Raw genomic sequence first — 23667 nt, 5'->3', positions numbered from 1 at the left:
CCCGTAGGCCCGGTAAGCGCAGCGCCACCGGGCGATGTTAACGCGGGTGCGGCCGGATACTTTCACCCCCCTCTCTTACATATCAAAGCGCGACAGCCCCACATCCTTTAACTGCTCATCGCTCATGCCTTGCAGAATGCGGCGTGTGCGGTTGATGCGATACCAGCGGACAAGGACTTTTCCCATCCAGATAAAGATCGCAAAGGGTCGTTTGGCTCGATTTTCGTGGAATTCCATGATGCTCTCCTCGGGGTGTCTGAGGGGTTATCATCACGGATCCCACACCTTCCAATACAGATTCAAAAATTACTTTTTTTTAACATACAGATCGTCTAAAACAGGAACTGCATGGCAGTTTTTACCGCCATCTGTACCGGTTTACTTTTCTGTATGGTGAGAATAAGGGATACAGCATGACGCGCTACCAACATCTGGCCAATCTTCTGGCGGAACGCATTGAACAAGGGCTCTATCGCAGCGGGGAGCGTTTACCCTCGGTGCGTGCCCTGAGCCAGGAGCACGGCGTCAGCATCAGCACCATACAGCAGGCCTATCAGATCCTCGAAAACTTACAGCTGATCGCCCCCCAGCCGCGCTCGGGCTATTTTGTCGCGCCGCGAAAGGCGCAGCCGCCGGTGCCGGCAATGTCGCGCCCGGTTCAGCGTCCGGTGGAGGTAACCCAGTGGGATGAGGTGCTGACCCTGATGGAAGGGCGCAACAAAACCGACATCACGGCGTTTGGCGGCGGTCAGCCCGACCTGACCCAGCCAAGCCTCAAGCCCCTGTGGAAAGAGCTGAGCCGGGTGGTGCAGCACAGCGTTAAAGAGGTGCTCAGCTATGACGAACTCGCCGGGCGACGTGAACTGCGCGAGCAGATCGCCCGCCTGATGCTGGACGCCGGATCGATGGTCACCGCCGACGATCTGATCGTCACCAGCGGCTGCCACAGCGCCCTCTCTCTGGCGCTGCTGACCATCTGTAAGCCCGGCGATATCGTGGCGCTGGAATCCCCCTCTTTCTACGGCACCATGCAGATGCTGCGCGGTCTGGGGATCAAGGCGATCGAGATCCCCACCGATCCGGTGACGGGGATCAGCGTCGAAGCCCTGGAGCTGGCGCTGGAGCAGTGGCCGATCAAAGGGGTGATTGTGGTGCCCAACTGCAATAACCCGCTGGGGTTTATCATGCCCGAGTCCCGCAAACGTCAGCTGCTGGCGCTGGCTCAGCGGCACGATATCGTCATTTTTGAAGACGATATTTATGGCGAGCTGGCGTTCGAATATCCCCGCCCCTCCACCATTCACTCGCTGGACATCGATGGCCGGGTGCTGCTGTGCAACTCCTTTACCAAAACTGTCGCCCCCGGTTTGCGGGTGGGGTGGATTGCCCCGGGCCGCTATCACGACCGGATTATGCACATGAAGTATGCCGCCAGCGGCACCAACGTGCCCGCCAGCCAGCTGGCACTGGCTACCTTTATCCGGGAAGGGTATTACCACCGCCACGTGCGGCGGATGCGCCAGATCTACCAGCAGAATATCGAGACCTACACCTGCTGGGTCAGGCAGTTCTTCCCCTGCGGCATCTGTGTGACCCGCCCGATGGGCGGCTACATGCTGTGGGTGGAGCTGCCGGAACATGTAGATATGGTCTGCGTGTCGCGGGAGCTGACGCGGTTTAACATCCAGATCGCCGCCGGATCGCTCTTCTCGGCCTCCGGCAAGTACCGGAACTGTTTGCGGATCAACTGCGCCCTGCCGCCAAACGAGAAGCACCGTGCGGCGGTAGAGCAGATGGGGGAAGCGGTGAATATTGCGATGGCGGAGTAACGCGGTGCGGTCTGTTCGCCGGGTGGCGGCTGCGCCTGACCCGGCCTACGGTTCGACTCTTTTGTAGGCCCGGTCAGCGCAGCGCCACCGGGCATTTTCACATCAGAAGGTCCACGACACGCTGCCGACGATGCTGCGCTCGGCACCAAAGTAGCAGTAGGAGAGCGAGTTACAGGCCGCCACGTAGCTTTCGTCCGTCAGGTTGTTGACGTTCAACTGGGCGCTTACCCCGGTCAATCCCACCTTCGACAGGTCATAGCCCACCGCCAGATCCACCAGCGTGTACGACGGCAGCGTATGGGTATTCATGCGATCGCTGGTCACGCCGTTGACGTAACGCACACCGGAGCCCATCGTCAGGCCATCGAGCGGCCCGGTTTTGACGTCATAGCTGAGCCAGCCGCTGGCCATGTTGCGTGGGGCATAGACCGCACGCTTGCCCTCTTCCTCCGGGCTGCTCTTCTTGTAGCGAATGTCGGTATAGGTGTAGGCCGCCTGCAGGCGCAGGCTGTCGGTCAACTGCCCTACCGCTTCCAGCTCCACCCCTTCCGATTCAATTTCGCCGATGGAGCGGTATGGATCGGTCGGCTCCTCTTTGGTGGCGATGTTTTTCTGGTTGATGCGGAACACCGAGGCGCTGAACTGGCTGTTCATCCCCTCCGGCTCAAACTTCACCCCCGCTTCCCACTGCTTGCCTTTCATCGGGTCCAGCAGATCGCCGTTCTCATCGGCAAAGCTGGTCGGGGTAAAAGCGGTGGAGTAGCTGATATACGGCGCGATGCCGTTATCGAACAGGTAGAGCAGCGCCGCGCGGCTGCTGAAGTTATTCTTGTCCAGATCGCTGCGGGTATCGTTGAGCTTGTCGACATTGGAGACGCTCACCTGGTCATAGCGCCCGCCCAGGGTCAGGCGCCAGCGGTCCAGCGAGAGCTGATCCTGCAGGTAGTAGCCGGTCTGGCGCAGCTTGTGCTTCTCCTTGCTGTACATCGTGATGCTGTCCGGCCCGGCACCGTAGACCGGGTGGAAGGCGTTGATCGGCGGGAAGCTGCCGTAGTAGCCGGTGGTGTGGTTGCTGCGATCCTGGTAATCGAGGCCAATCAGCACCCGGTGGTTAACCGCCCAGGTATCGAAGCTGCCGTCGATCTGGTTGTCCAGGGTGATGGCGTTCATCTTCTCGTCCGAGCCAGAGTAACCGCGGTTGAGTTCGGTGTCGTTCAGCCAACCCGCGGCATAGACCTGGTTCAGCTCCACTTTGGTGTGCAGATAGCGCAGCTTCTGGCGCACCGACCAGCCGCTGTCGAACATGTGCTCGATGTTATAGCCGACCATATCCTCGCGGCGATCGTACTTGTCATAATCGTCCTCGCCTTCGAAGAAGGTGTTAGAGATCATCTTTCCGTTGTGCGGCACCACGGTGCCGTCGTACGGCAGGCCGGAGTGGCTCCCGCCTTCGGGATCGCGGTGCAGGTAGGCCATCAGATCCAGGCGGGTGTTATCGGTGATGCGCCAGGTCAGGCTCGGCATCAGGGCGTAACGCTCCTCTTTCAGCGGATCGAACTGGGAATCGGCATAGCGGGTCATGCCGCTCAGACGGGCCGCCACGCGGTCGTTATCGTCCAGCGCGCCGGTGACGTCAAACATCGCCCCGCGCTGATCGTTGTTCCCGGCGAACAGCTTGATCTCGCCGCCCGGATCGAACGACGGTTTGCGCGAGGTGAGCGCCACGATCCCGCCCGGCGACGAGCGGCCATACAGCACCGAGGCCGGGCCGCGCACCACTTCGATATTTTCCAGGAACCAGGGGTCAACCACCAGCGAGCTGTGGGAGTTGGTGTCGCCCATCATCTTCAGGCCGTCGAGATAGACGTTATCCAGGCTGCCATCGGAGAAGCCGCGCAGCACGATGTAGTCGAAGCGGTTCGAGGCGCCGATCTGGTTGCTGTAGACACCCGGGGTGTAGCTCACCGCCTGGCGGACGCTGGTGGCGCCCTGCTCCTCAAACTGCTCATGGGTAACAATCGACACCGCCTGCGGGGTCTCGATATCCGGCGTCGCCAGCTTGGTGGCGCCGCTCTGCATCTGCGAGGTGACAACAACCGTTTCGGTTTTTGGCGTCTCCTGCGCCATCAGGGGGAGCGCGACGCTCCCGGTAATCCATCCCACCAGCAGTGCCAGCCGCGATTTAGCGAACATGAAAATCTCCAGAGCCATTTCTAATTATTAATGAGAATTATTACCTTTTTCATTTAGAAGATAGCTATGCGCGCTGCCAGAGTACGTATGCGCAATGCCAAACCGCACGAATGGCGTTGGCGATGGAGGAAAAAAGGGATTAGCAGCCGTTACGGACCGCGCCGGGGCAGATACCGTAGCGACGGCGAAAGGCGGTGGCAAAGTTGGTGGCGTGCTGGTAGCCCGACATCCACGCCGCCTGCTGTACGCTGTGGCCTTCCAGCAGATAGCGGCGCGCCAGCGCCAGGCGGCAGTCGCGCAGGTAGTCGAATACCGTGCAGCCATAGGCCTGACGGAACTTGCTGCGCAGGCTACTGGGGCTCATCGCTGCCTGAGCGGCCAGCTGGGCGAGGGTGTACTCCTGCTCCGGAGCCTGTTCCAGCAGATGGCGGATCTGCTCCAGCCGGGCCTGTTCACCGCTTGATGCGCCAGCAAGCGCCGTGCCCTGCTGCTCCCGCAGGTGCAGGCCATGGCCGAGGAGCTGGTACATCACCCCTTCCAGCAGCAGCTGGCGCGACAGGCTGCTGCGCTCGCGCTGGCGGGCATGCTGGATCCCGGCCAGCACAAAATCCGGCACCTGCCAGACAAAGGTGGGGGCATTCAGCCTCTCCCACTGCGCCAGCAGAGAGGCGAGCAGGTTTTCCCGGCGGGCATCGTCGGGGTAAACACCAAAAGAGAGGGTTTTCAGGGCGATATCTGCATCATGACGGGCAGACATCGCCTGCTGTTCGCTGAGCCTGGCGCTGAAAGCCATACCCGGACGCACCGAGTAAACCTTGCCGCTGAGGGTCAGGGTCACGCACCCTTCCAGCACCACCAGCACATAGAGCGGGCTGCTGTGGCGGGAGGTGGTTTCATAGGGTTGCAGAACGCGGACATCGGAGTGGGTTAATGAGATGCCGGACGGCAGGATCATCTCTTCGACATCGCCGTGCAGAACCGGGCTGCTGCTGGCGCATGTATCAGTGAGCAGCGGAAAACGGTAGTCAATGCCGTAGCGCTCGCCAAAGACCTTAAAGTCAGCAACGGAAAAGGTTTTTTTCGCTGTGGGGGCCGGGTGAGGGAGCATTGTGTCGGACATACCTGCGCCTGGAAAAGCATATTAAAAATAAAACAGTATCACTCCTTTAACGCGGCGGCAATGCAGGCAAATTTAATAAATATAAAGCTCCGACAAGATGCCGGAGCTCAAATATATCCGCCTGGTGCTGACGATTATTACGCTTCTTGCCAGCCGGCAAACACTTCTTTATGGTCTTTGGTCAGAACCACATTATTCCCGTCGATTTTATCGACCCATTCAAGCGGAATATAATGGTGTTTACCGCCGGACTCGGAGTCATTTTTTGCCAGCTTAATGCGGTTGCCGTCAAGATGGTCAACGGTGCCAACGTGGGTACCGCAGCTTGCCATTACCTGAGCATGGTCCTTGATTTCACTCTGGTTTACCATAATTAATTCTCCTCATTTGGTTTCTACGGGTGTGACACGAAACTAACTGTAGTCCAAAAATAACGTTTCTACCGCCTCATTAGCATTTCGAAACATTATTTCCCGCCGCGTTTAAGGTTCGCACGAAATATATAAGAATCAACTGAGAAATATTCCAGGCACGTGATTATGTCGCATAATTATCTTCACGCACTCAACACGGAGGCATATATGGTAGAAACGCATCGTACCGAAATATCCCTGGCTCTTGGTGAAGCGGTTTTAGATATCGTCCAGAAAGGCCAGGAGGTGTCGAGAGAGAATCTGGCACGGGCCATGAAAAGTAAAGCGGAGCGAGAACCTGATGACGAGCGCCTTCTTGATTACTGGAAAGCCTGTCATATCCTCGCCGCTTAAAGGTGGCGGCGTGGGGCCTGTGCCCCGCGCCGCCTTTGGGATCATTCGTCGAAGAACCAGTAACCCTGGTTAATCAGTCCGGTCAGCTCTATCACAAATGCCGGATTTTGCAGGGCATCCCCCAGCTCCGCACGGCTAAGCTCGGTGTAACGACACAGTGCATCCGCTGCATTTGCATCCGACACCTCCAGCCGCTCGCTGTTGATAAAGAAGCTGCCGCCGACATTCAGCACCCGCAACCCGCTCAGGCGAGTCAGCGTTTCGCCGCCCGTCAGCGCGTCCAGCACCTCTTCCGGGGTGTACTCCGGTTCCGCCGGGGCAATATCCAGCTCATGGCGCGGCGTGGAGATGAAGCTGCCAAACCACTGTGTAAAATCATCTGGCTTGCTGATCATGTCGATCATCATCTTGCGCAGACGCTCAAGTTCATAGGCTTCAACCCGGCCCGGATGCTCCCGGCAGGTGAGATCCGGATCGCTGTAGTGCTCCCCGCCCAGATCGTTTTCCAGCGCGTAATCGGCAAAGCTGCTGATCAGATCCCGGCCATTTGGCCCGCGGAAGCCTACGGAGTAGTTGAGCGCCGTCTCGTGGGTGAAGCCGTCGTGCGGGAATCCAGGCGGAATATAGAGAATATCGCCCGGGGCCAGATCTTCATCAATGATCGGCTCAAAAGGATCGACATGGAGCAGCGCCGGATGCGGGCAGAACTGACGCATCGGCAGCTTGTCACCCACGCGCCAGCGACGGCTGCCCATCCCCTGGATGATAAACACATCGTACTGATCGATATGCGGACCCACGCCGCCGCCCGGCACCGAGAAGGAGATCATCAGATCGTCCAGACGCCAGTCCGGCAGCACGCGGAACGGGCGCACCAGTTCGGCAGAAGGTGCGTGCCAGTGGTTTACCGCCTGCGCCAGCAGCGACCAGCCGGTTTCGCCTAAGCCATCGAAGTGTTCAAACGGACCGTTGCTGGCATGCCATTTGCCCTCTTTATGGCTCACCAGGCGACTGTCCACCTCCGGCTCCATCGCCAGCCCTGCCAGCTCATCGGGGCTGATAGGATCGACAAAATTGGGCAGTGCGTTTTTGAGAACAACGGGTTTCTTTTGCCAGTATTTTTCTAAAAATTCCGGCCAGTTCAGGTTGAGTTGATACGCCATGGTTAGCACCAGTTAAAAAGACAAACGGGTGTGATTATAGGAAGAGGTGGGGCCGCGCTGCCTTGTCGTGGGTCAAGGGGGAATGAAAACCTGCCGCATTCAGCCATTCGCATGACACAGGGTGACAGTTTCACGCTTTATCGTGAGCGCGAGTTACAGAGCGACTTATATCGTTAATCACTAAGAGCATATTGTCATGAGGCCTGCCATGAGCCCGTTTATTGAACTGCCGGTTTCCGCCAGCGTAAAGACCCTGATGGGGGTTTATACCCGTAAGGAGAACCCGTCCGTTTTCGCACCTGTGGCCGGTGAGCTGCCTGAAGGAAGCGTGGTTCGCATTCAGGCGGCGGTGGTGGGTGATGCGGTGCAGGGCAATCCGCACTGGTACCGGATTGATGAAGAGACCTTTATCTGGGCGGGCGCCTGCACGCCGATCCAGCCCTGTCCCGAATTTCCCCCTGCTACGCGCGTTAGCTGGACGGCGGTGGTGTTTGCGGTGCGTTAGGCGCTGATAACCCGCACATCCTCTGCCGTAAACGCTGCGATCGCCTCCTGATCCAGGCTCGCTTCCACCACCAGCACGTCGATATCACTGCTTTTCGCCACTACAAAGCGCGCCACGCCGGGGATTTTGTCGGTGGTGAGCGCCACGATGGTCTGGCTGCTCTGGCTAATTACCGCTTTCTTGAACTCGCAGTCGGCAAAGTCGAACCCGGTCAGCCCCATGCCAGGATCCATCGCGCAGCCGCCGATAAACGCCTGATCGAAAATCATCCCCTGGATCTGGCTGGCCGCCGTCGCCCCCACGGCCCCGCCGGAGCTGCGCTGGATCTGTCCGCCGGTGATGATCACCTCGCACAGCGGGTGACGGAGTAGTTCCGCGGCGATGGCCGGGGAGTTAGTCACCACGGTAACGGCCAAATCCGGCGGCAGAGCCCTCGCCAGCGCGAGGTTGGTGGTGCCGGTATCAATAAAAATGCAGCTGCCCGGCTTGATCAGCGTTGCCGCTTTCTGCGCGATCGTGGCTTTTTTTGCGTGGTTTTGCTGCTCTCGGCTGTAGAAGTTCCCGGCATCGGCCAGCTGTAACACCGCGCCGCCATAGACCTTCTTACAGAACCCTTCTTTGCTAAGCTCATGTAAATCACGGCGAATCGTGTGTTCCGACACCTGCATGCGGATCGCCAGGTCGGCGCAGACCACCCGGCCATTTTCTTGCAGGATCTGGCGGATCCGATCTTGTCGTTGTTCCGGGAAAGCTGCATAATCGAGCATAAATTATCTTCTCTGGATTTAAATCGAGCAACAGTGCGCATAATGTTGCATGAACGCCTGCTCTGTCAATCCATGCCATCACAACCGGAGCGTCACAATGAAGCGCGATGATGATTACCATCAGCAGGTGCCCGCCACTCAGCCCTATGACGGCTTCCTGTTTGAACCTGTGAACGCAGATGCGCGCGCCGGGGAAACGGTGCAGCGCAAGACGCCTGCCTCCCCGTTACTGAAACCTGATAAGGATGTGAAATGACCTCTCAGACCACCGGAGCCGTCCAGCGGCTTGCCACCCGGATCGTCTTTTTTATTGCCGGTTACGTGACCGCCACCTGGGCGGTGCTGGTGCCTTTCGCCAAAGCCAACACCGACGTTAACGAGGCCACGCTTGGCTCGCTCCTGCTCTGTCTGGGGATGGGGGCGTTAATTGCGATGCCGCTCACCGGGATGCTGACCAGCCGCTACGGCTGCCGCCGGGTGATTATCACCGCGATGGCGATCGTCCTGCTCACTACCCCACTGCTTGCTATCATCCCGGATCCACGCCTGCTCGCCGCCACATTGCTGTTGTTTGGCGTGGGGGTCGGCGTGACGGACTGCGCCATGAATATTCAGGCGATCATCGTTGAGCGCGACGCCCCCGGGCCGGTGATGTCTGGTTTTCACGGCATGTACAGCGTGGGCGGCATCGCGGGTGCGGGGGCGATGACCCTGCTGTTGACCCTCGGAGCCAGCGCTTTTATCGCCTGCCTGATCATCATCCTGAGCGTTATCCTGATGCTCGCTTTCAGCCTGAAAGGGCTGCTGCCCTGGGCCAATCCCGCTTCTGGCCCGGCCTTTGCGGTGCCGCGGGGCGTGGTGCTACTGATCGGCCTCATCTGCTTTGCGGTGTTTCTCGCCGAAGGCACGGTACTGGACTGGAGCGCGGTGTTTCTGACCGAGGTGCGCGGCGTGCCGGAGTCGCTGGGCGGGCTGGGCTTCACCTGCTTCTCGGTGGCGATGACCTTTTTCCGCCTAACCGGCGATAAACTGATCGCCCGCACCGGTGCGCTGCGCGCCGTGGTGGGGGGCGCCATCGTGGCCGCCGCAGGGTTTGCGCTGGTGACCTTTGTCCCGCAGTGGCAGTTGTCACTGCTGGGCTACGTGCTGGTGGGCGCCGGTTGCGCCAATATCGTGCCGGTGATGTTCTCCGCCGTTGGCCGTCAGACCCGCATGCCGCAGGCGGTCGCCGTCCCGGCCATCACCACCCTGGGCTATCTCGGCGTGCTCGCCGGGCCCGCGATTATCGGTTTCGTGGCGCATGCCACCTCTTTAACCCAGGCGTTTATGGTCATTATGGTGCTGATGCTGGTCGTCGCACTGCTCTCCGTGACCGTCACCGCCTCTCAACCCGCCCACAGCGAGGGATAAGATGAATATTGCACACGTGGCACTCTGGACCCGTAACCTGGACGCGCAGGTCCACTTCTGGCAGACGATATTTGGCGGCCAGCGTAACGAACGCTACCTCAGTAAAAACCGTCCGGGCTTTGAATCGCACTTTATCACGCTTTCCGACGGGCCGACCATCGAGCTAATGACGGTGCCCGATCTGCCCGATCGCCCGTCGCACCCGGAGTTTGTCGGCTGGGCGCATATTGCCCTGAACGTGGGCAGCAAGGCGGATGTGGATCGGATGGCGGAGCAGGCGCGGCTGAATAACACGCTGCTGAGCGCCCCAAGGATGACGGGTGATGGCTATTATGAAGCGGTCATTGCGGACCCGGACGGGAACCGTATTGAGCTGGTGGGGGAGTGAGACAGCGCATTCAGGACTGAAACACAACCGGATAATTCGTCACTGCCTCCCCTGAACAGGCAGTGACGCAATTCAGATAAATCCTATAAGATACGGATTATCTTAATTTCTTTACCCTACACATGGAGTGCGTCATGGTTCAGGATTCATCTGCGTTAGCCCCTTTCTTCAACGCCCACATTGCAAAAAACGATCGGTATAGCCCGGAATGGGGTAAGCGCTACCGCAAACTTGTTGACAAGATTCAGGCAGAAAACCCCAATTTTAGTGCGGATACGATCCGACAGATCTGGTATGAACGCAGCAATGGTATCTCAAGCCTGAAACAGGGCGGCATGTCCCAGTTTGAATTCGAATCTGCGCAAAAACAGCTTCTCGCACTTACCCGTCAGATAGCTAAAGAGTGTTCCCTGGACAATTACGAACAGGTAATTAAACGCCTGAACAAGCTGAAAGCTGACGGCGTGCTGAACAAAGTTTACTTGGCATTGTGCCATCGCGCCTTTGCAGCCTTTTATCCTCAGCAAATCACTAATGTCGTCAACGTCAGTTATTTTTTCAGTAGCTATAACTACTGCAATAACCATTTTCAGCTCGGACTTCCAAAGGAGCAGGAATGGTTTGTACGTAATCTGGATCTCAAAAAAGCGCTGCATAGAGCATTGGGTGATGAGGTCGATCCTATCGAACTTAACATGTCACTCTGGCATCTCTATAACCAGGTGATTGAGAAAAAAAATGATATCACGACACTCGGCAGTGACATGACCTTCTCAGAGGAGGAGCAGGACGAAAAAGTGAGCACTCCGCAACTGCCGAAAAATACCATCCTTTATGGCCCGCCTGGTACCGGTAAAACCTATCGCACTATTGCCCTGGCCGTGCGTGCCTGCGAACCCGAAGCGTACTTGCAGCAGTTTGGTAAAGATGAAACCGAAAAACGTCGCGAGCTAAAAAAAATCTACGACCGACTGATTGATGAAAAACGGGTGCGTTTTATTACTTTCCATCAGAGCTTCGGCTACGAGGAGTTTATTGAGGGGTTAAGAGCGGAGACCACTGACGACGGTAATATTCGCTATGAAATCAAACCGGGTATTTTTAAACAAATCTGTGAGGATGCCGCATTCGGTCACGCAGGCGCTCAGCTAAAACTTGATAAAGCGCTTGCCCGTCTGCAAGGGCGTCTGGCAGAAGGCGAGAGCATTACCCTTGAAACGCAGCGAGGAAAACCTTTCCAGCTGACTTATAAGAGCCAGACTACCTTTGGGATCTTCCCGTCGCAATCGAAAAAAGATGATTTAGGCCAGGGCTATAATGCCTACCTCAAAGACATCCGTCTGGTTTACCAAAACCCGAAGGCTGAAGTACATAATCCTTCATATGTACGCAGCATTATTAACTATCTGGTTGATCAGGGCGAAATATCCTTAAACCCTGAGGAGACGCCTGAAAAACGACAAAACTACGTCCTGATTATTGACGAAATTAACCGTGGCAATATCTCTAAAATTTTCGGCGAGCTGATCACGCTGATTGAAACTTCTAAACGCGCCGGAGAGCCTGAAGCGCTTAGTGCTATGCTGCCTTACTCCGCCACCTCATTCAGCGTGCCAAATAATCTCTATCTGATTGGTACTATGAATACCGCCGACCGCTCTCTCACTGCGCTGGACACCGCCCTGCGACGCCGGTTCGAATTTGAAGCCATGCTGCCAGATATTGATGTTCTGGCTAATACCATCGTTAAGGGCATAAATCTGCCGCGCCTGCTGCAAACCCTAAATGACCGCATCCAGGTACTGTATGACAGCGAACATACGCTGGGTCACGCCTTTTTCATCCCGGTTGTGCAGGCCAGAGAAGACGAAGAACTGGCCTTTGCAAGACTCAAGCGGATCATGAGAAATAAGGTTCTGCCGCTGCTGGAAGAGTACTTCTATAATGACTGGCAAAAGATCCGCATGGTGCTGGGCGATAACCAGAAAGACGAACAACTGCAATTTATCCGCGAGGTAAAAGATCAGAAACAGTTCGCTGACCTCTTCGGCATGAGTGGCACTAACGACCTGCAAGAGATCGGCTCCCGTTTCTTGCTGGCTGACGAAGATGACGACATCTGGAATAACCCACTCGCCTGGCAGCAAATTTATGCTTTACGCAAAGGTAACGGGGAATGAGTTCCCGACAACATTTTACCGTCTTCGAATACGGACACCTGGTAAGTGAAAAAGATAGCGACCGCGTAGCTCATGCGGTCGCCTTGCCCGCTCGCCTGTTTGAGTGGCTTGAGCAGCGCGCTCTGAGGGATGATGCGGAGAACACGCATCGCCTGCTTACTTTACGTAGCCGGGGTGGTGTAAAGACCCTTCAGGTAAAGAATTATGCCGGGGTGATCGCCCTGCCCGGCAATAGCTTTATTGAAGTGCTGCCAAAAACTGGACACAGCGAAGAGAATGTCGACATCGCACGTCAACAGCTCCTGATGATGCTGCGTACGCTAAAATCCTTTCGCCATATTGCTACCTCCACATCCAGCATCAGGACCTCAAAAATGCCGCTGTTGGATGTGTTTATTCAGCAATTTATCGATAGCGTACAGCAAATTGTGCGTCAGGGCCTCAAACGAGACTATTTGCGTCTTCAGGATAATTTGCCGTGGATGAAGGGAAAATTGCAGATCTCCGCCCAGCTCAGCAAAAATTGTGTAAGAAAGGATCGTTTTCAGGTTGAGTTTGATGAGTACAACGTTGAACGCCCGGAAAATTGCATCCTGAAAACCGCGCTTGCTAAGGTCTATCGCCAGACGCGCCATCCACAACTTTTGCAGCAACTTCGCCCATTGCAGGCACACTTTGAAGATATCCCGTCTATCAACGATGTTCGCGTTGCCTTCGACCAGGTGCGGCTGGATCGCCATATGCACCATTACGAACATGCACTCGCCTGGGCCCGGTTGATCCTGCTGGGTCAGTCGCCTCACTGTATGCAGGGGGAATCCAGCGCCATCTCTCTGCTTTTCCCAATGGAGGCGGTATTTGAGTCTTTTGTCACGGCATGGATGCGTCATCACTATCGCCACAGCTGGCATGTGGAGCCACAAGTCTATGAACATAAACTGGTGCGATTCAACAGCGATGAACTCTTTGCTCTTTGGCCCGACATCAAATTAAGGCCGCGAGAGGGAAGCGCTGGAGCGACAATCATTTGCGATATTAAATGGAAAATTGCGGACGATCGTAAGGCTCAGCTCGATCAGTCCCGGGACGATCTCGTTCAGATGCTGGCATACGGGGTGAACTACCTACAGGGCAACGGGGATATGTTACTTATTTACCCTGCACACGATCATTTTAATCAGCCGCTGCAAATGCCCTACGAATTTTGCAATACAGGTATACGCTTATGGATTGTACCCTTTTATATTGGCGAAACCCTGCAAGCGTCTGAGCTGCGGCTACCCGATGCGCTGAGCCTGCAATAATTCGCCTTTCATATAGTTATCATATTGTTAAATGATAATGAGAATTAATGTGTTAGAGTAATTGCGTTCGAAAGCTGCCGCCATACTCGTTTGATCGTCAGGGAGGTAGCTTGCACGCTGAGCGAAAATCCTCTCATCTCTGTCAGGCTGAAACATTGGGGCTATTAATGGAACACATTGTCTATGTCGTTGATGATGATCACGCTGTCAGGCGGTCCGTGGTCGGGCTGCTGGAATCCGCGGGGCTGAACGCCCTCGACTTCTCCTCGGCAGAATCTTTTCTGCAACACACCTTTGAAGATGTGCCCTCCTGCGTGATCCTCGATATGCAGATGCCCACCATCAGCGGGTTTGAAGTGGCGGACTCCCTGAAGGCCAGCGGGCGCGAGATCCCGATAATCTATCTTACCGGCCACGGCACCATTCCGATGACGGTGAAGGCGATGAAGGGCGGCGCGTATGAGTTTCTCACCAAGCCGGTGGCGTCGAACGATCTGCTGAACTCCATTGGCGACGCGCTGAAGCTGGCGGAAGAGAACGCCCTGCAGTTGCGGGAGCAGTACTCTCTGAAGCAGCGCCATCTCTCGCTGACGCCGCGGGAGCAGGAGGTGTTGCAGCTGGCGATCAGCGGGATGCTGAACAAGCAGATCGCCGCCGAGCTGGGGGTGAGTGAAATCACCGTCAAAGTCCACCGCCGACGGGTGATGGAGAAGATGCAGGCCCGCTCGCTGGCGGATCTGGTCAGGGCCGCGGAGCGCCTGACCAGAAGCCAGCCCTCAGAGTGACGTCTCGCCCTCCGCCAGCGGCAGGGTAAAGGCAAAGACAGAGCCGTACGGCTCGCGGTTGCGGGCCGTCAGCTTGCCGCGATGGCGCTCGATAATGCTGTAGCTGATGGTCAGCCCCACCCCCATCCCCTGAGCTTTGGTGGAGTAGAACGAGTCAAAGATACGCTCGGTCTGCCCCGGCGCGATGCCGGTACCGCTGTCGGCGATTTCAAATGTGATCCCGCCCCCTTCCGGGTTCGAGGTGGAGAGCAGCAGCATACCGGGCCGCGTTTTGATCTCGGCCATCGCCTCCACCGCGTTCATCACCAGATTCAGCAGCACCTGCTGGATCTGCACGCTGTCAGCCACAACAAAACTGTTTGCCGCCGCCAGGGCATAGTTGACGCTGATGCTCCGCCGCTCCAGCTCGCTGCGCGACAGGGTGATGATGTGCCGCACCAGATGATGCAGATCGATGCGGGCAAAGGCCGGATCCTGTTTGCGGGTGAGGGACTGCAGGCTGCGAATGATCTCCCCTGCCCGCTCCCCCTCGGAGACAATCTCCTCCAGCCCGAGCCTGGCCTTATCCAGCCGGGCCGGATCGCGGTTCAGCCAGCGCAGGCTGGCTCCGGCATTCGCGACAATCGACATCAGCGGCTGGTTGATCTCGTGGGCGATGGATGAGGTTAACTGCCCGACGGTGGTCGCCCGGGAGACGCGGGCCAGCTCGGCCTGCGCCACCCGCATGGCATCTTCCGCCGTCCGCTGGGTGGTGATGTCGGTGATGATGCCGTAATACTCATTCACCTCGCTGCCCACGCCGACCGGATCGCCAATCCCCAGAATGGTGCGCACGGCGCCGTCGCCACGAATAATGCGGAACTCGGCGCGCATGGTCAGGCCGTCGCGCACGCTCTCGGTCACCAGGGTGCTGATGCGCGGATAGTCATCCTGATGCACGAAAGTCAGAAACTCCGCCATCGAGATCATCTTCTGCTTCTCCGGCAAGCCCAGAATGCGGGCATACTCCTCCGACATAAACATCAGATCCTGCTGCAGCTCCCAGCGCCAGCTGCCGGTATGGCTGATCTGCTCCCCCAGCATCAGCGAGGTCTGGCTGGCCCGCAGCTCTTTCTCCACCCGACGCCGCTGCTGGTTCTCCTCCAGCAGCTCGGCATAGAGCCGGGCGGTCTCCAGCGAGATGGCGGCGTGTGCCCCCAGCAGGCTGACCACCCGGGAGTGCTCGACGGTAAAGACCTCCGGCATCAGGCGATTCTCCAGGTAGAGCACCCCCACCAGCCGCGCCTGCTTGAACATCGGCACGCACATCACCGCCGCGCCGGAGGTGACCAGATACGGGTCCTGGCTGAAGGGGTGGAACTCTTCCGGTTTGCCGGTGTGGATCTCCTGCCCGGTGCGGATCACCGCCGCCAGTACCGTCAGCGGCATCTCGGTGGCCGTCGGCACCTCTTTGCGGATCTGCACCTGCACCCCGTCGGTGGTGGCGCTGGCGCTGGCCTCGATCTCCGGGATATTGTTGTCATTCACCCGGATTAAAAAGCCACGCTGCGCCCCGGCCCGCTCCAGCAGGATGGTCATTAGGGTTTCGATCAGCCGTTCGAGGTTAATCTCTTCCGACAGGGCGCGCGACGCCTTGATCACACTCTGTAAGTCGCGGATCTCCTCGTTACGGGCAAAGGCCACGGTGTCCCAGGCGTTGGCTTGGCCGGGGGCCAGCAGATAGGGGAAATCCCGCTCCAGCTGGCGTATTTTGGACTGCGCCCCGGCCCGGCCCCAGGCGGTCATCGCCCCGCGGAAGTGGGCCTCGGCGGCGGTGGTGTAGCCGCAGGCGTGGGCGAAGCGGCCCGCCAGCTCGTGGGCCAGGGCGTTGAAGGGGTTGAAGCCCCCTTCGCGCGACAGGCGCACCGCCTTCTCGTACTGTTCGAGAGCGATGCTGTTCATGCCGTCGAGGCGCACGATCTCGGCGTAGATCAACGCCTCTTTATCGGCAAAGGTGCCGGGGTTAATCCGCGCCCAGAGGGCGATCTTGTCGTAATGACGGTGGATCTGACGGCGCAGATCGGCGGAAAAGGTCTCCGGGGTCAGCTGCTGCGAGAGGGTGAGCGCGCTGTAAAGGTGGTAGTCCAGCAGGTGGATATGGCCCGGGGCGGACCAGGCAAAGCGCCCGGCCTGGGCCAGATTATCTGCCGCCTGCGGGAACTCGCCGCAGGCGAAGTGGGCCATGCCGCGGTAGAGCCAGAACCAGAACAGCATGGTGGAGGTCTGCTCCGGAGCCTGCTCTGTAGCTCCGGGCAGCAGGGATTGCGGTAGCACCTCGCTGGCGCTCCACTGCCCGTTCACCGGGGTACGCAGGTGCTCCACATAGTAGCGCTGCATCAGCAGGATCGCCTCCACGTCCTGGAAATGGGTTTTGCGCACGAAGGCCAGTCCGCGCTCAATGCTCATCAGCACCGCGTCGAGATGATCGCCTCGGGTGAGGAAATTGATCACCTGGTGACAGGCGGCGAAGCAGGCCACCGTCATATCGCCGTGGGTTACAGCGGAGGTGAAGCAGGCCTTGGCGCACTCAATGGTGTAGCCCAGCGGCTGGGTCCAGACGCTAAGCTGATCCAGCGCCAGCAGGGTTTTGGCTTCAAAGGCGTCGTAGCCGTGGCGGTTGACCAGCTCCCGGGCCAGGGTGCCGTACTGGAAGCCGAGGCGATACTCAGCGTAGCGGTGACCAATCAGCACTCCGAACCACGCCATCGCGGTGGTGGAGGCGCCGGTGATGCCGTGATCCAGGGTCAGGTGCATCATCCGGCACAGTAGAATGAAATGCAGGCGCGAGCTGGTGAAGCTGGCGAACAGGCTGGCGCTGTTGAGCAGGTTCATCACCGCCTCGGTGTCGCCATCTTTCATCAGCGGCAGGCGGCTAAAATGGTCCTGCGGGTTCTCGCCAACGCGGTTGCACAGGCTCTGCCAGGCCTCGTCGCACTCGGCGGTCTCCGGGAAGCGGCTGACATGAATGCCAAACACCGCCAGCCAGCAGAGGGCTGCCTCCAGCGCCAGCCGGTTGTCGGACTGGCGCATGTAGACTTCGGCCAGCAGGTTGGCCGCCAGCGCTTTCTCCGCCAGCCCGCCGGGGGAGCCGAGAATGCGGTCGCACAGCCTGCGGGTGGCCTCGAGATTGCCCAGCGCAAACTCGCAGCCCGCCTCTTCGCTGTCGAGAATAAAGTCGCTGGCGCTCTCGGGCGCCGATCCGGCGTTGCCCAGCGCCCGGGCGGTCTGGATATAGCTCAGGGCCGACAGATAATCCCCCGAGCGGCGGGCGCGGCGGGCGGCCAGCAGGCTCAGCTCGCGGAACATCTGGCGCTGGGGCGCAGGCTGAATGCTGTCCAGCGCCGCCGTCACGTGGTGGACGGCGCGGAACAGGATCTCGTTACCCGCCGCCTGACGGGCCGACTCCGCCAGCAGGCTGGCGGTGGTAAGGTGCAGGCGGCTGCGCTCGGCGTTATCCAGCAGGGCGAAGGCCGCCTCCTGAACCCGGTCGTGGGTAAAGGCATAGCCTTCGTCGCTGAGGGTGATCAGCTGCGCCGTCACCGCCGGATGCAGGGCGTAGCGGATCTCCGCCACCGACATCGACACCACCCGGCAGACCATCTCCAGCTCGCCGCTGCCGCCCAGACAGGCGATGCTGCCCAGCAGCCGACGGGTCTCTTCGGGCATCTCCTCCAGCTGCTGGAGCACCAGCGTGACCACATTTTCGGTGTAGTGCCGGGTGCGGATGGCGTGCAGATCGTAGTGCCACTTATCCTGATATTTGTTGTGCGTTACCAGCCCGTCATCGACGATACGGCGGAAGAACTCATGAACAAACAGCGGATTGCCGCCGGTTTTCTCGTGGATCAGCCCGGCCAGATCCGCGGTGCTGGCGGAGCGGGTATGGAAGATGCTCGCCAGCCAGCGCGACACCGCCTTCACCGACAGCGGCTCCGGGCGCAGCTCGGTGGTATTGCGCGAGGCCCGGTGCAGGTTCGCCAGCTGCTGATTCAGGGTTGCGTCCGGCACCGGGCAGACATCCCGGTGCGCCACCACCAGCAGCAGCGGCACGTTACTGGCGTTGGTCAGCAGGTACTCCAGAATTTGCAGGCTGGCGGCGTCGATCCAGTGGATATCATCCAGCAGCAGCACCAGCGGGCAGCCCGCGCTGGCGAAGGTCTTCACCAGCGCCAGCACCATATGGCTGAAGCGCGCCCGGGCATCGAGGGAGAAGCTGTCGCTGGAGAAGCGCGGCTTGTTCTCCAGCAGCAGCCGCAGCTCCGGCACCAGGCTGACGGCCAGCTCTTCATACCCCTCCAGCTCCCGCGACAGGCGGATCTTCCACTGCGTCACCTCCGTTGCCGACAGCCCCAGCAGGTGCAGCACCAGGGTGCGAAAGGCTGAGCTCAGGGCGGCATAGGGCAGCGTGGGGGAAAACTGATCCACCTTGCCTACCGCCAGCAGCACGTTGCGGTGCTGAGCAAAGACTACTTCCGCGTGGCGGAAGAGGAGATCAAGGGCATCGAGTCGGTGCTGACGGTGGTGGATGGCAACATCGTTTACGCCGCAGGCAGCTTCGGCCCGCTGGCGCCGCCTGCCATTCCGGTTCTGCCGGAGTGGTCCCCGGTGGTCAAGGTGCCGGGTCACTACCGCAGCGCGCCACCGCAGGCCGCCCGCGTGGGGATGCAGCCTGCGCACCACTGCAGCGGTCCGTGCGGGGTGCACAACCATTCGCACGACTTTGCCCGCACGGCAGAGATGCCGGTGGCCGACGATAACGCCTTCTGGGGAGCGCTGGGCTGCAGCTGCTTCGCGTTCTGATCATGATGAACTCAACTCAACCCAACCTGCCCCGGATCGACCTGGGGCTGTTCTTCCTGCGCATCACCGGCAGCCTGCTGTTGCTCTACGTGCATGGTCTGCCGAAAGTGCTGCACTTCAGCGAAGAACTGACGCGGATCGAAGATCCCTTTGGCTTCGGGCCGTACTTCAGCCTGATCCCGGCGATCGTTGCCGAAGTGATCTGCCCGATCCTGATCCTGTTCGGCGTGGCGACCCGGCTGGCCTGCGTGCCAATCATCGCCGTGCTGCTGGTGGCGATGCTGGTAGTGCATCCGGGCTGGTCGATCGCCGAAGGTCAGTTTGGCTGGCTGCTGCTGATCATCTTCACCACCCTGGCCATCACCGGCCCCGGTGGCTGGCGGCTGCGTACACGTGCCACGGAGAGATTCGCATGACCCAGGTGACCGACGCGCACATCGAACATCCGCCTGCCCCGGCGATCTCAACGTGGCAGCCGCTGCACCAGCGAGTATTCCGCATGCTGTGGATCGCCACGGTGGTGTCGAACGTCGGCTCGTGGATGAGCGACGTCGGCGTGAACTGGAGCATGCTGACGCTGGGCGCCGATCCGCTGGATATCGCCCTGGTGCAGGCGGCAAGCAGCCTGCCGATGTTCCTCTTCGCCCTGCCCTCCGGGGTGATGGCGGACATCGTCGACCGGCGTAAGTACCTGCTCTTTTCCCAGCTGTGGGTATTTATCGCCGCGGCGGGACTGACGGTGCTGTCATTTACCGGCCAGGTGACCCCGACGGTGCTGCTGGTGGCAGCCTTTCTGCTGAGCGTCGGCAGCGCCATGAGTTCGCCGCCGTTCCAGGCGGTGGTGCCGGATCTGGTGAGCAAGGCGGAGCTGGGTCCGGCGGTGGCGCTGAACTCGCTGGGGGTGAACATCAGCCGCGCCATCGGCCCGGCGCTGGGGGGCTTTTTGCTCTCGCTGGCGGGGCCGTGGATGGTATTCCTGCTCAACGCCCTGTCGGTGCTGGGCGTAGCCTGGGTGCTGTGGCGCTGGAAACCTGCGGCATCGGTGCAGCGCCTGCCGCCGGAGCACTTCTTCTCGGCGGTGCGTGCCGGGGTGCGCTATGTGCACGCCGCCCCGGTGCTGCGTAACGTCTTAATTCGTACCGTGGCGTTCTTTGTCTTCGCCAGCGCGGGCTGGGCGCTGCTGCCGCTGGTGGCACGCCGGGAGCTGGGCCTCGGCCCGGCGGGGTACGGCATCATGCTGGCCTGTATCGGTCTGGGGGCGATTGCCGGGGCGGTGCTGCTGCCGCGTCTGCGTCAGCGCCTCAATGCCGACCAACTGATGGTGGCGGCAAGCCTGGTCTTCGCCCTCACCATGCTGGCCCTGGCCTTTGTGCGCCACTTCTGGCTGCTGAACCTGTTTGAGTTCTTTACCGGCTTTGCGTGGATCGCGGTGCTCTCCACCCTCAACCTGGGGGCGCAACGCAGTGCCGCACGCTGGGTGAAGGCCCGGGCGCTGGCGGTCTATCTGACGGTCTTCTTCGGCTCGATGACCGCGGGCAGCGCCATCTGGGGGCAGATCGCCTCGCACGTCAACACCGCCACCTCACTCTGCGTGGCGACGATCGGGATGCTACTGGCGAGCGCCACGGTGCTGCGCTGGAAGCTGGAGAAAGATCCCAATCTGAACCTCGACACCAGCGGGCTTATCGCCGACGACGCCCGGGAGAACATCCCCAACGAGCGCGGGCCGGTGCTGGTCTCCTGTGAGTACCTTGTCGATCCCGAAGCGGTACCCGATTTTCTGCAGGCGGTACACGAGCTGCGCCGGGTACGCCGCCGGGCGGGGGCCATCAGCTGGGCGGTGTATGAAGATATCGACCGGCCGGGCCTTTATATCGAGACCTTCCTGCTGGGATCGTGGGTGGAACACCTGCGCCTGCAGGAGCGGCACACCATGAATGACCACCTGCTGCAAAGCCGCGTCCTGGCTTTTCATCAGGGCGATGCACCCCCGGCGACCCGCTATCTGGTGGCGCCGGTTTAAAACCTAAAACAACCTTTTGAGGAAGAGACTATGGCGACGATTAAAGCGAAAGACGGCACGCAGATTTACTACAAAGACTGGGGTGCAGGTAAGCCGGTGCTGTTCAGCCACGGCTGGCCGCTGGATGCCGACATGTGGGACAGCCAGCTTAACTATCTGGCCGAGCGCGGCTTTCGCGCCATCGCCTTTGACCGCCGCGGCTTTGGCCGTTCGGATCAGCCGTGGAATGGCTATGACTACGACACGTTCGCATCGGACATCAACGACCTGATCACCGCGCTGGATCTGCGTGACGTGACCCTGGTGGGCTTCTCCATGGGCGGCGGCGACGTGAGCCGCTATATCGGCACCTACGGCACCGACCGCGTGGCTGGCCTGGCGCTGCTGGGTGCGGTAACGCCGATCTTCGGTAAATCCGACTCTTATCCGCAGGGTGTGGATCAGTCAGTCTTCGCCGGCATTCGTGACGGGCTGCTGAAAGATCGTGCCCAGTTCATCAGCGATTTCGCCACCCCGTTCTACGGCCTCAACGCCGGGCAGAAAGTCTCTGAAGGCGGCCTGACCCAGACCCTGAACATCGCTCTGCTGGCCTCGCTGAAAGGCACCCTGGACTGCGTGACCGCCTTTGCCGAGACCGACTTCCGCCCGGATATGGCAAAAGTCGACGTGCCGACGCTGGTGATCCACGGCAGCAACGACCAGATCGTACCGTTCGAAACCACCGGCAAAGTGGCGGCGGAGCTGATCGGCAACGCACAGCTGAAGGTGTATGACAACGCGCCGCACGGCTTTGCGCTGACGCATCAGGACCAACTGAATGAAGACCTGCTGACGTTTGTGAAGTCGCTGTAAGTGGTTAAACGCCGGGTGGCGCTACGCTTACCCGGCCTACGAAATAAAACCCCAGGCCCGTGCAAGCGGAGCGCCGCCGGGCAATGCCGGTTAGTGCTTCACCATCACGTGCCGCACCACGGTGTAATCCTCCAGCCCGTACATCGACATATCCTTGCCGTAGCCGGAGAGCTTCTGCCCGCCGTGCGGCATTTCGCTCACCAGCATAAAGTGGGTGTTCACCCAGGTGCAGCCGTATTGCAGGCGGGCGCTCATGCGGTGTGCGCGGCCCACATCCCGGGTCCAGACCGATGAGGCCAGCCCGTATCGGGAATCATTGGCCCACTCCAGCACCTGCTCTTCATCGTCAAACATGCTCACACTCACCACCGGGCCGAAGACCTCGCGCTGGACGATCTCATCCTCCTGCTTCGCGCCAGCCAGCAGGGTGGGCTGATAGTAATACCCGCTGCCGCCCGCCACATTGCCGCCGGTGACCACGTGGATGTGCGGCAGGGCTTTGGCGCGCTCTACCGCCTCGCTGACGCGGGTCAGATGGGCGGCGGAGCTGACCGGGCCCAGCTCGGTGGTTTCATCGTCCGGTGCGCCCATTTTCAGGCTGGCGACGGCGACGCCCAGTTTTTCCACCAGCGTGTTATAGACCTCTTTTTGCGCATAGATACGGCAGGCGGCGGTGCAGTCCTGCCCGGCGTTGTAGAACCCGAAGGTGCGAACGCCTTCAACGACGGCGTCGATATCGGCGTCGTTAAAGACGATGACCGGCGCTTTGCCGCCCAGCTCCATATGGGTGCGCTTAATCGACGGCGCGGTATGGGAAATAATGTGCTCCCCGGTGGCGATGGAGCCGGTCAGGGAGACCATGCGCACCTTGTCGTGGCCAGCCAGCGGGTCGCCCACGGTTTTCCCCCGGCCAAACAGGACGTTAATCACCCCTGCTGGGAAGATATCTTTCGCCAGCTCGGCCAGCTTCAGGGCGGTAAGCGGGGTGATCTCAGAGGGTTTGAGCACCACGCAGTTGCCCGCCGCCAGCGCCGGGCCCAGCTTCCACGCCGCCATCATCAGGGGGTAGTTCCAGGGGGCGATGGAGGCGACAACGCCCACCGGATCGCGGCGGATCATCGAGGTGTGCCCCTCCATATACTCCCCGGCGGCGAGACCGTTCAGGCAGCGGGTGGCGCCCGCAAAGAAGCGGAACACATCGACAATGGCCGGGATCTCGTCGTTCAGCACGCAGTGCAGCGGCTTGCCGCAGTTCTGCGACTCCAGACGGGCAAAGGTATCGGCGTTCTGCTCAATCACCTCCGCCAACTTCAGCAAACACTCGGCGCGCGCTTTTGGCGTAGTCTGGCCCCAGGTACGGAAGGCGCGATCGGCCGCCTGCACTGCGGCGTCCACCTGTTCCGGGCTGGCTTCGGCTATTTCCAGCAGGACCTCGCCGGTAGCCGGGTTGTACACGGGTTGCATCTCACCTGAACCCGCAACCAGTTCGCCATTGATCAGTAAGTTGTGTTGCATAGCCGACTCCATTGTTTTTATGGTCTG

20 protein-coding genes and 1 pseudogene are annotated in these 23667 nt (G+C 59.7%); 13 read left to right on the top strand and 8 right to left on the bottom strand.

Annotated features, from left to right (window positions below):
• Positions 1-75 precede the first annotated feature (75 nt).
• Positions 76-237 carry a DUF1127 domain-containing protein gene (locus tag ACOKCT_RS05140; protein WP_420193234.1) on the bottom strand — a complete coding sequence of 54 codons (162 nt, stop codon included), beginning with the start codon at positions 235-237 and terminating at the stop codon, positions 76-78.
• Positions 238-413: 176 nt separating this feature from the next.
• On the opposite strand from ACOKCT_RS05140, the gene ACOKCT_RS05135 reads away from it, so the two are divergent.
• Positions 414-1829 (top strand): PLP-dependent aminotransferase family protein, encoded by a 1416-nt coding sequence (locus tag ACOKCT_RS05135; RefSeq protein WP_420193233.1) that lies wholly within the window; start codon positions 414-416, stop codon positions 1827-1829.
• Between the two features lie 102 nt (positions 1830-1931).
• Here the strand turns inward: ACOKCT_RS05135 and foxA are convergent, their stop codons facing one another.
• The 3 genes from foxA to ACOKCT_RS05120 form a co-directional block, all read right to left on the bottom strand.
• The gene (foxA, locus tag ACOKCT_RS05130; protein WP_420193232.1) at positions 1932-4040 is read right to left on the bottom strand and encodes a ferrioxamine B receptor FoxA; all 2109 of its coding nucleotides are present in this window, start codon (positions 4038-4040) and stop codon (positions 1932-1934) included.
• 121 nt (positions 4041-4161) lie between these two features.
• The gene (locus ACOKCT_RS05125) at positions 4162-5142 is read right to left on the bottom strand and encodes a helix-turn-helix domain-containing protein (RefSeq protein WP_114388050.1); all 981 of its coding nucleotides are present in this window, start codon (positions 5140-5142) and stop codon (positions 4162-4164) included.
• A 137-nt stretch (positions 5143-5279) separates the two neighbouring features.
• A complete protein-coding gene (locus ACOKCT_RS05120; protein ID WP_103178088.1) occupies positions 5280-5513 on the bottom strand; it encodes a DUF2171 domain-containing protein in 234 nt (77 codons plus the stop codon).
• A 210-nt stretch (positions 5514-5723) separates the two neighbouring features.
• Between ACOKCT_RS05120 and ACOKCT_RS05115 the strand changes: the two genes are divergently transcribed.
• Positions 5724-5909 (top strand): DUF2767 domain-containing protein, encoded by a 186-nt coding sequence (locus ACOKCT_RS05115; protein WP_114317151.1) that lies wholly within the window; start codon positions 5724-5726, stop codon positions 5907-5909.
• A 41-nt stretch (positions 5910-5950) separates the two neighbouring features.
• On the opposite strand, the gene ACOKCT_RS05110 is transcribed toward ACOKCT_RS05115, so the two are convergent.
• Positions 5951-7072, bottom strand: coding sequence for a cupin domain-containing protein (locus tag ACOKCT_RS05110; RefSeq protein WP_114388051.1), 1122 nt, complete (start codon positions 7070-7072; stop codon positions 5951-5953).
• Positions 7073-7280: 208 nt separating this feature from the next.
• On the opposite strand from ACOKCT_RS05110, the gene ACOKCT_RS05105 reads away from it, so the two are divergent.
• Positions 7281-7577 carry an SH3 domain-containing protein gene (locus ACOKCT_RS05105; RefSeq protein WP_114388052.1) on the top strand — a complete coding sequence of 99 codons (297 nt, stop codon included), beginning with the start codon at positions 7281-7283 and terminating at the stop codon, positions 7575-7577.
• On the opposite strand, the gene ACOKCT_RS05100 is transcribed toward ACOKCT_RS05105, so the two are convergent.
• Positions 7574-8344, bottom strand: a complete 771-nt coding sequence (locus ACOKCT_RS05100) for a DeoR/GlpR family DNA-binding transcription regulator (RefSeq protein WP_420193231.1) — start codon at positions 8342-8344, stop codon at positions 7574-7576. The genes ACOKCT_RS05105 and ACOKCT_RS05100 overlap by 4 nt on opposite strands.
• A 97-nt stretch (positions 8345-8441) precedes the next feature.
• Here ACOKCT_RS05100 and ACOKCT_RS05095 point away from each other — a divergent pair, with 97 nt between their 5' ends.
• From ACOKCT_RS05095 to ACOKCT_RS05070, 6 genes are all read left to right on the top strand, one after another.
• Positions 8442-8600, top strand: a complete 159-nt coding sequence (locus tag ACOKCT_RS05095) for a hypothetical protein (RefSeq protein WP_168194500.1) — start codon at positions 8442-8444, stop codon at positions 8598-8600.
• Positions 8597-9754: an MFS transporter gene (locus ACOKCT_RS05090; protein ID WP_420193230.1), complete on the top strand. Its 1158-nt coding sequence runs from the start codon at positions 8597-8599 to the stop codon at positions 9752-9754. Before ACOKCT_RS05095 ends, ACOKCT_RS05090 begins: the two co-directional genes overlap by 4 nt.
• A 1-nt stretch (position 9755) precedes the next feature.
• Positions 9756-10142, top strand: coding sequence for a VOC family protein (locus ACOKCT_RS05085; protein ID WP_114316009.1), 387 nt, complete (start codon positions 9756-9758; stop codon positions 10140-10142).
• A 134-nt stretch (positions 10143-10276) separates the two neighbouring features.
• The gene (locus ACOKCT_RS05080) at positions 10277-12322 is read left to right on the top strand and encodes an AAA family ATPase (protein ID WP_420193229.1); all 2046 of its coding nucleotides are present in this window, start codon (positions 10277-10279) and stop codon (positions 12320-12322) included.
• Positions 12319-13626: an McrC family protein gene (locus ACOKCT_RS05075; protein ID WP_420193228.1), complete on the top strand. Its 1308-nt coding sequence runs from the start codon at positions 12319-12321 to the stop codon at positions 13624-13626. Before ACOKCT_RS05080 ends, ACOKCT_RS05075 begins: the two co-directional genes overlap by 4 nt.
• Before the next feature lie 167 nt (positions 13627-13793).
• Entirely contained in the window at positions 13794-14411 is a 618-nt protein-coding gene (locus ACOKCT_RS05070; RefSeq protein WP_039030554.1) for a response regulator transcription factor, read from the top strand.
• Here the strand turns inward: ACOKCT_RS05070 and ACOKCT_RS05065 are convergent.
• Positions 14403-18875, bottom strand: a complete 4473-nt coding sequence (locus tag ACOKCT_RS05065; protein ID WP_420193227.1) for a trifunctional serine/threonine-protein kinase/ATP-binding protein/sensor histidine kinase — start codon at positions 18873-18875, stop codon at positions 14403-14405. The two genes, ACOKCT_RS05070 and ACOKCT_RS05065, sit on opposite strands and share 9 nt — an antisense overlap.
• Before the next feature lie 21 nt (positions 18876-18896).
• Here ACOKCT_RS05065 and ACOKCT_RS05060 point away from each other — a divergent pair.
• From ACOKCT_RS05060 to ACOKCT_RS05045, 4 genes and pseudogenes are all read left to right on the top strand, one after another.
• A pseudogene (locus ACOKCT_RS05060) lies at positions 18897-19250 on the top strand (amidohydrolase); the annotation flags it as partial.
• Positions 19251-19255: 5 nt separating this feature from the next.
• A complete protein-coding gene (locus ACOKCT_RS05055; protein ID WP_114317152.1) occupies positions 19256-19666 on the top strand; it encodes a DoxX family protein in 411 nt (136 codons plus the stop codon).
• On the top strand, positions 19663-21273 hold the full coding sequence (locus ACOKCT_RS05050) for an MFS transporter (RefSeq protein WP_420193226.1): 1611 nt from the start codon (positions 19663-19665) through the stop codon (positions 21271-21273). Before ACOKCT_RS05055 ends, ACOKCT_RS05050 begins: the two co-directional genes overlap by 4 nt.
• Before the next feature lie 30 nt (positions 21274-21303).
• Complete coding sequence (locus ACOKCT_RS05045; protein ID WP_420193225.1) at positions 21304-22125, top strand: alpha/beta fold hydrolase; 822 nt, start codon at positions 21304-21306, stop codon at positions 22123-22125.
• Positions 22126-22215: 90 nt separating this feature from the next.
• On the opposite strand, the gene patD is transcribed toward ACOKCT_RS05045, so the two are convergent.
• Positions 22216-23640, bottom strand: coding sequence for an aminobutyraldehyde dehydrogenase (gene patD / locus ACOKCT_RS05040; RefSeq protein ID WP_420193224.1), 1425 nt, complete (start codon positions 23638-23640; stop codon positions 22216-22218).
• Positions 23641-23667 lie beyond the last annotated feature (27 nt).

The organism is Leclercia sp. M-A074-M, from assembly GCF_965195605.1.
In the GTDB taxonomy this organism is placed as follows: domain Bacteria; phylum Pseudomonadota; class Gammaproteobacteria; order Enterobacterales; family Enterobacteriaceae; genus Enterobacter.
This window is presented reverse-complemented; position numbering and strand designations above follow the sequence as displayed.

What these genes read in the sequence shown, in the direction of transcription:
- ACOKCT_RS05085 (WP_114316009.1), top strand. Translation starts at nt 9,756, where the DNA reads ATGAATATTGCACACGTGGCACTCTGGACCCGTAACCTGGACGCGCAG.
- ACOKCT_RS05125 (WP_114388050.1), bottom strand. Translation starts at nt 5,142, where the DNA reads ATGTCCGACACAATGCTCCCTCACCCGGCCCCCACAGCGAAAAAAACC.
- ACOKCT_RS05120 (WP_103178088.1), bottom strand. Translation starts at nt 5,513, where the DNA reads ATGGTAAACCAGAGTGAAATCAAGGACCATGCTCAGGTAATGGCAAGC.
- ACOKCT_RS05110 (WP_114388051.1), bottom strand. Translation starts at nt 7,072, where the DNA reads ATGGCGTATCAACTCAACCTGAACTGGCCGGAATTTTTAGAAAAATAC.
- ACOKCT_RS05080 (WP_420193229.1), top strand. Translation starts at nt 10,277, where the DNA reads ATGGTTCAGGATTCATCTGCGTTAGCCCCTTTCTTCAACGCCCACATT.
- ACOKCT_RS05045 (WP_420193225.1), top strand. Translation starts at nt 21,304, where the DNA reads ATGGCGACGATTAAAGCGAAAGACGGCACGCAGATTTACTACAAAGAC.
- foxA (WP_420193232.1), bottom strand. Translation starts at nt 4,040, where the DNA reads ATGGCTCTGGAGATTTTCATGTTCGCTAAATCGCGGCTGGCACTGCTG.
- ACOKCT_RS05055 (WP_114317152.1), top strand. Translation starts at nt 19,256, where the DNA reads ATGAACTCAACTCAACCCAACCTGCCCCGGATCGACCTGGGGCTGTTC.
- ACOKCT_RS05105 (WP_114388052.1), top strand. Translation starts at nt 7,281, where the DNA reads ATGAGCCCGTTTATTGAACTGCCGGTTTCCGCCAGCGTAAAGACCCTG.
- ACOKCT_RS05115 (WP_114317151.1), top strand. Translation starts at nt 5,724, where the DNA reads ATGGTAGAAACGCATCGTACCGAAATATCCCTGGCTCTTGGTGAAGCG.
- ACOKCT_RS05075 (WP_420193228.1), top strand. Translation starts at nt 12,319, where the DNA reads ATGAGTTCCCGACAACATTTTACCGTCTTCGAATACGGACACCTGGTA.
- patD (WP_420193224.1), bottom strand. Translation starts at nt 23,640, where the DNA reads ATGCAACACAACTTACTGATCAATGGCGAACTGGTTGCGGGTTCAGGT.
- ACOKCT_RS05070 (WP_039030554.1), top strand. Translation starts at nt 13,794, where the DNA reads ATGGAACACATTGTCTATGTCGTTGATGATGATCACGCTGTCAGGCGG.
- ACOKCT_RS05050 (WP_420193226.1), top strand. Translation starts at nt 19,663, where the DNA reads ATGACCCAGGTGACCGACGCGCACATCGAACATCCGCCTGCCCCGGCG.
- ACOKCT_RS05100 (WP_420193231.1), bottom strand. Translation starts at nt 8,344, where the DNA reads ATGCTCGATTATGCAGCTTTCCCGGAACAACGACAAGATCGGATCCGC.
- ACOKCT_RS05140 (WP_420193234.1), bottom strand. Translation starts at nt 237, where the DNA reads ATGGAATTCCACGAAAATCGAGCCAAACGACCCTTTGCGATCTTTATC.
- ACOKCT_RS05090 (WP_420193230.1), top strand. Translation starts at nt 8,597, where the DNA reads ATGACCTCTCAGACCACCGGAGCCGTCCAGCGGCTTGCCACCCGGATC.
- ACOKCT_RS05135 (WP_420193233.1), top strand. Translation starts at nt 414, where the DNA reads ATGACGCGCTACCAACATCTGGCCAATCTTCTGGCGGAACGCATTGAA.
- ACOKCT_RS05095 (WP_168194500.1), top strand. Translation starts at nt 8,442, where the DNA reads ATGAAGCGCGATGATGATTACCATCAGCAGGTGCCCGCCACTCAGCCC.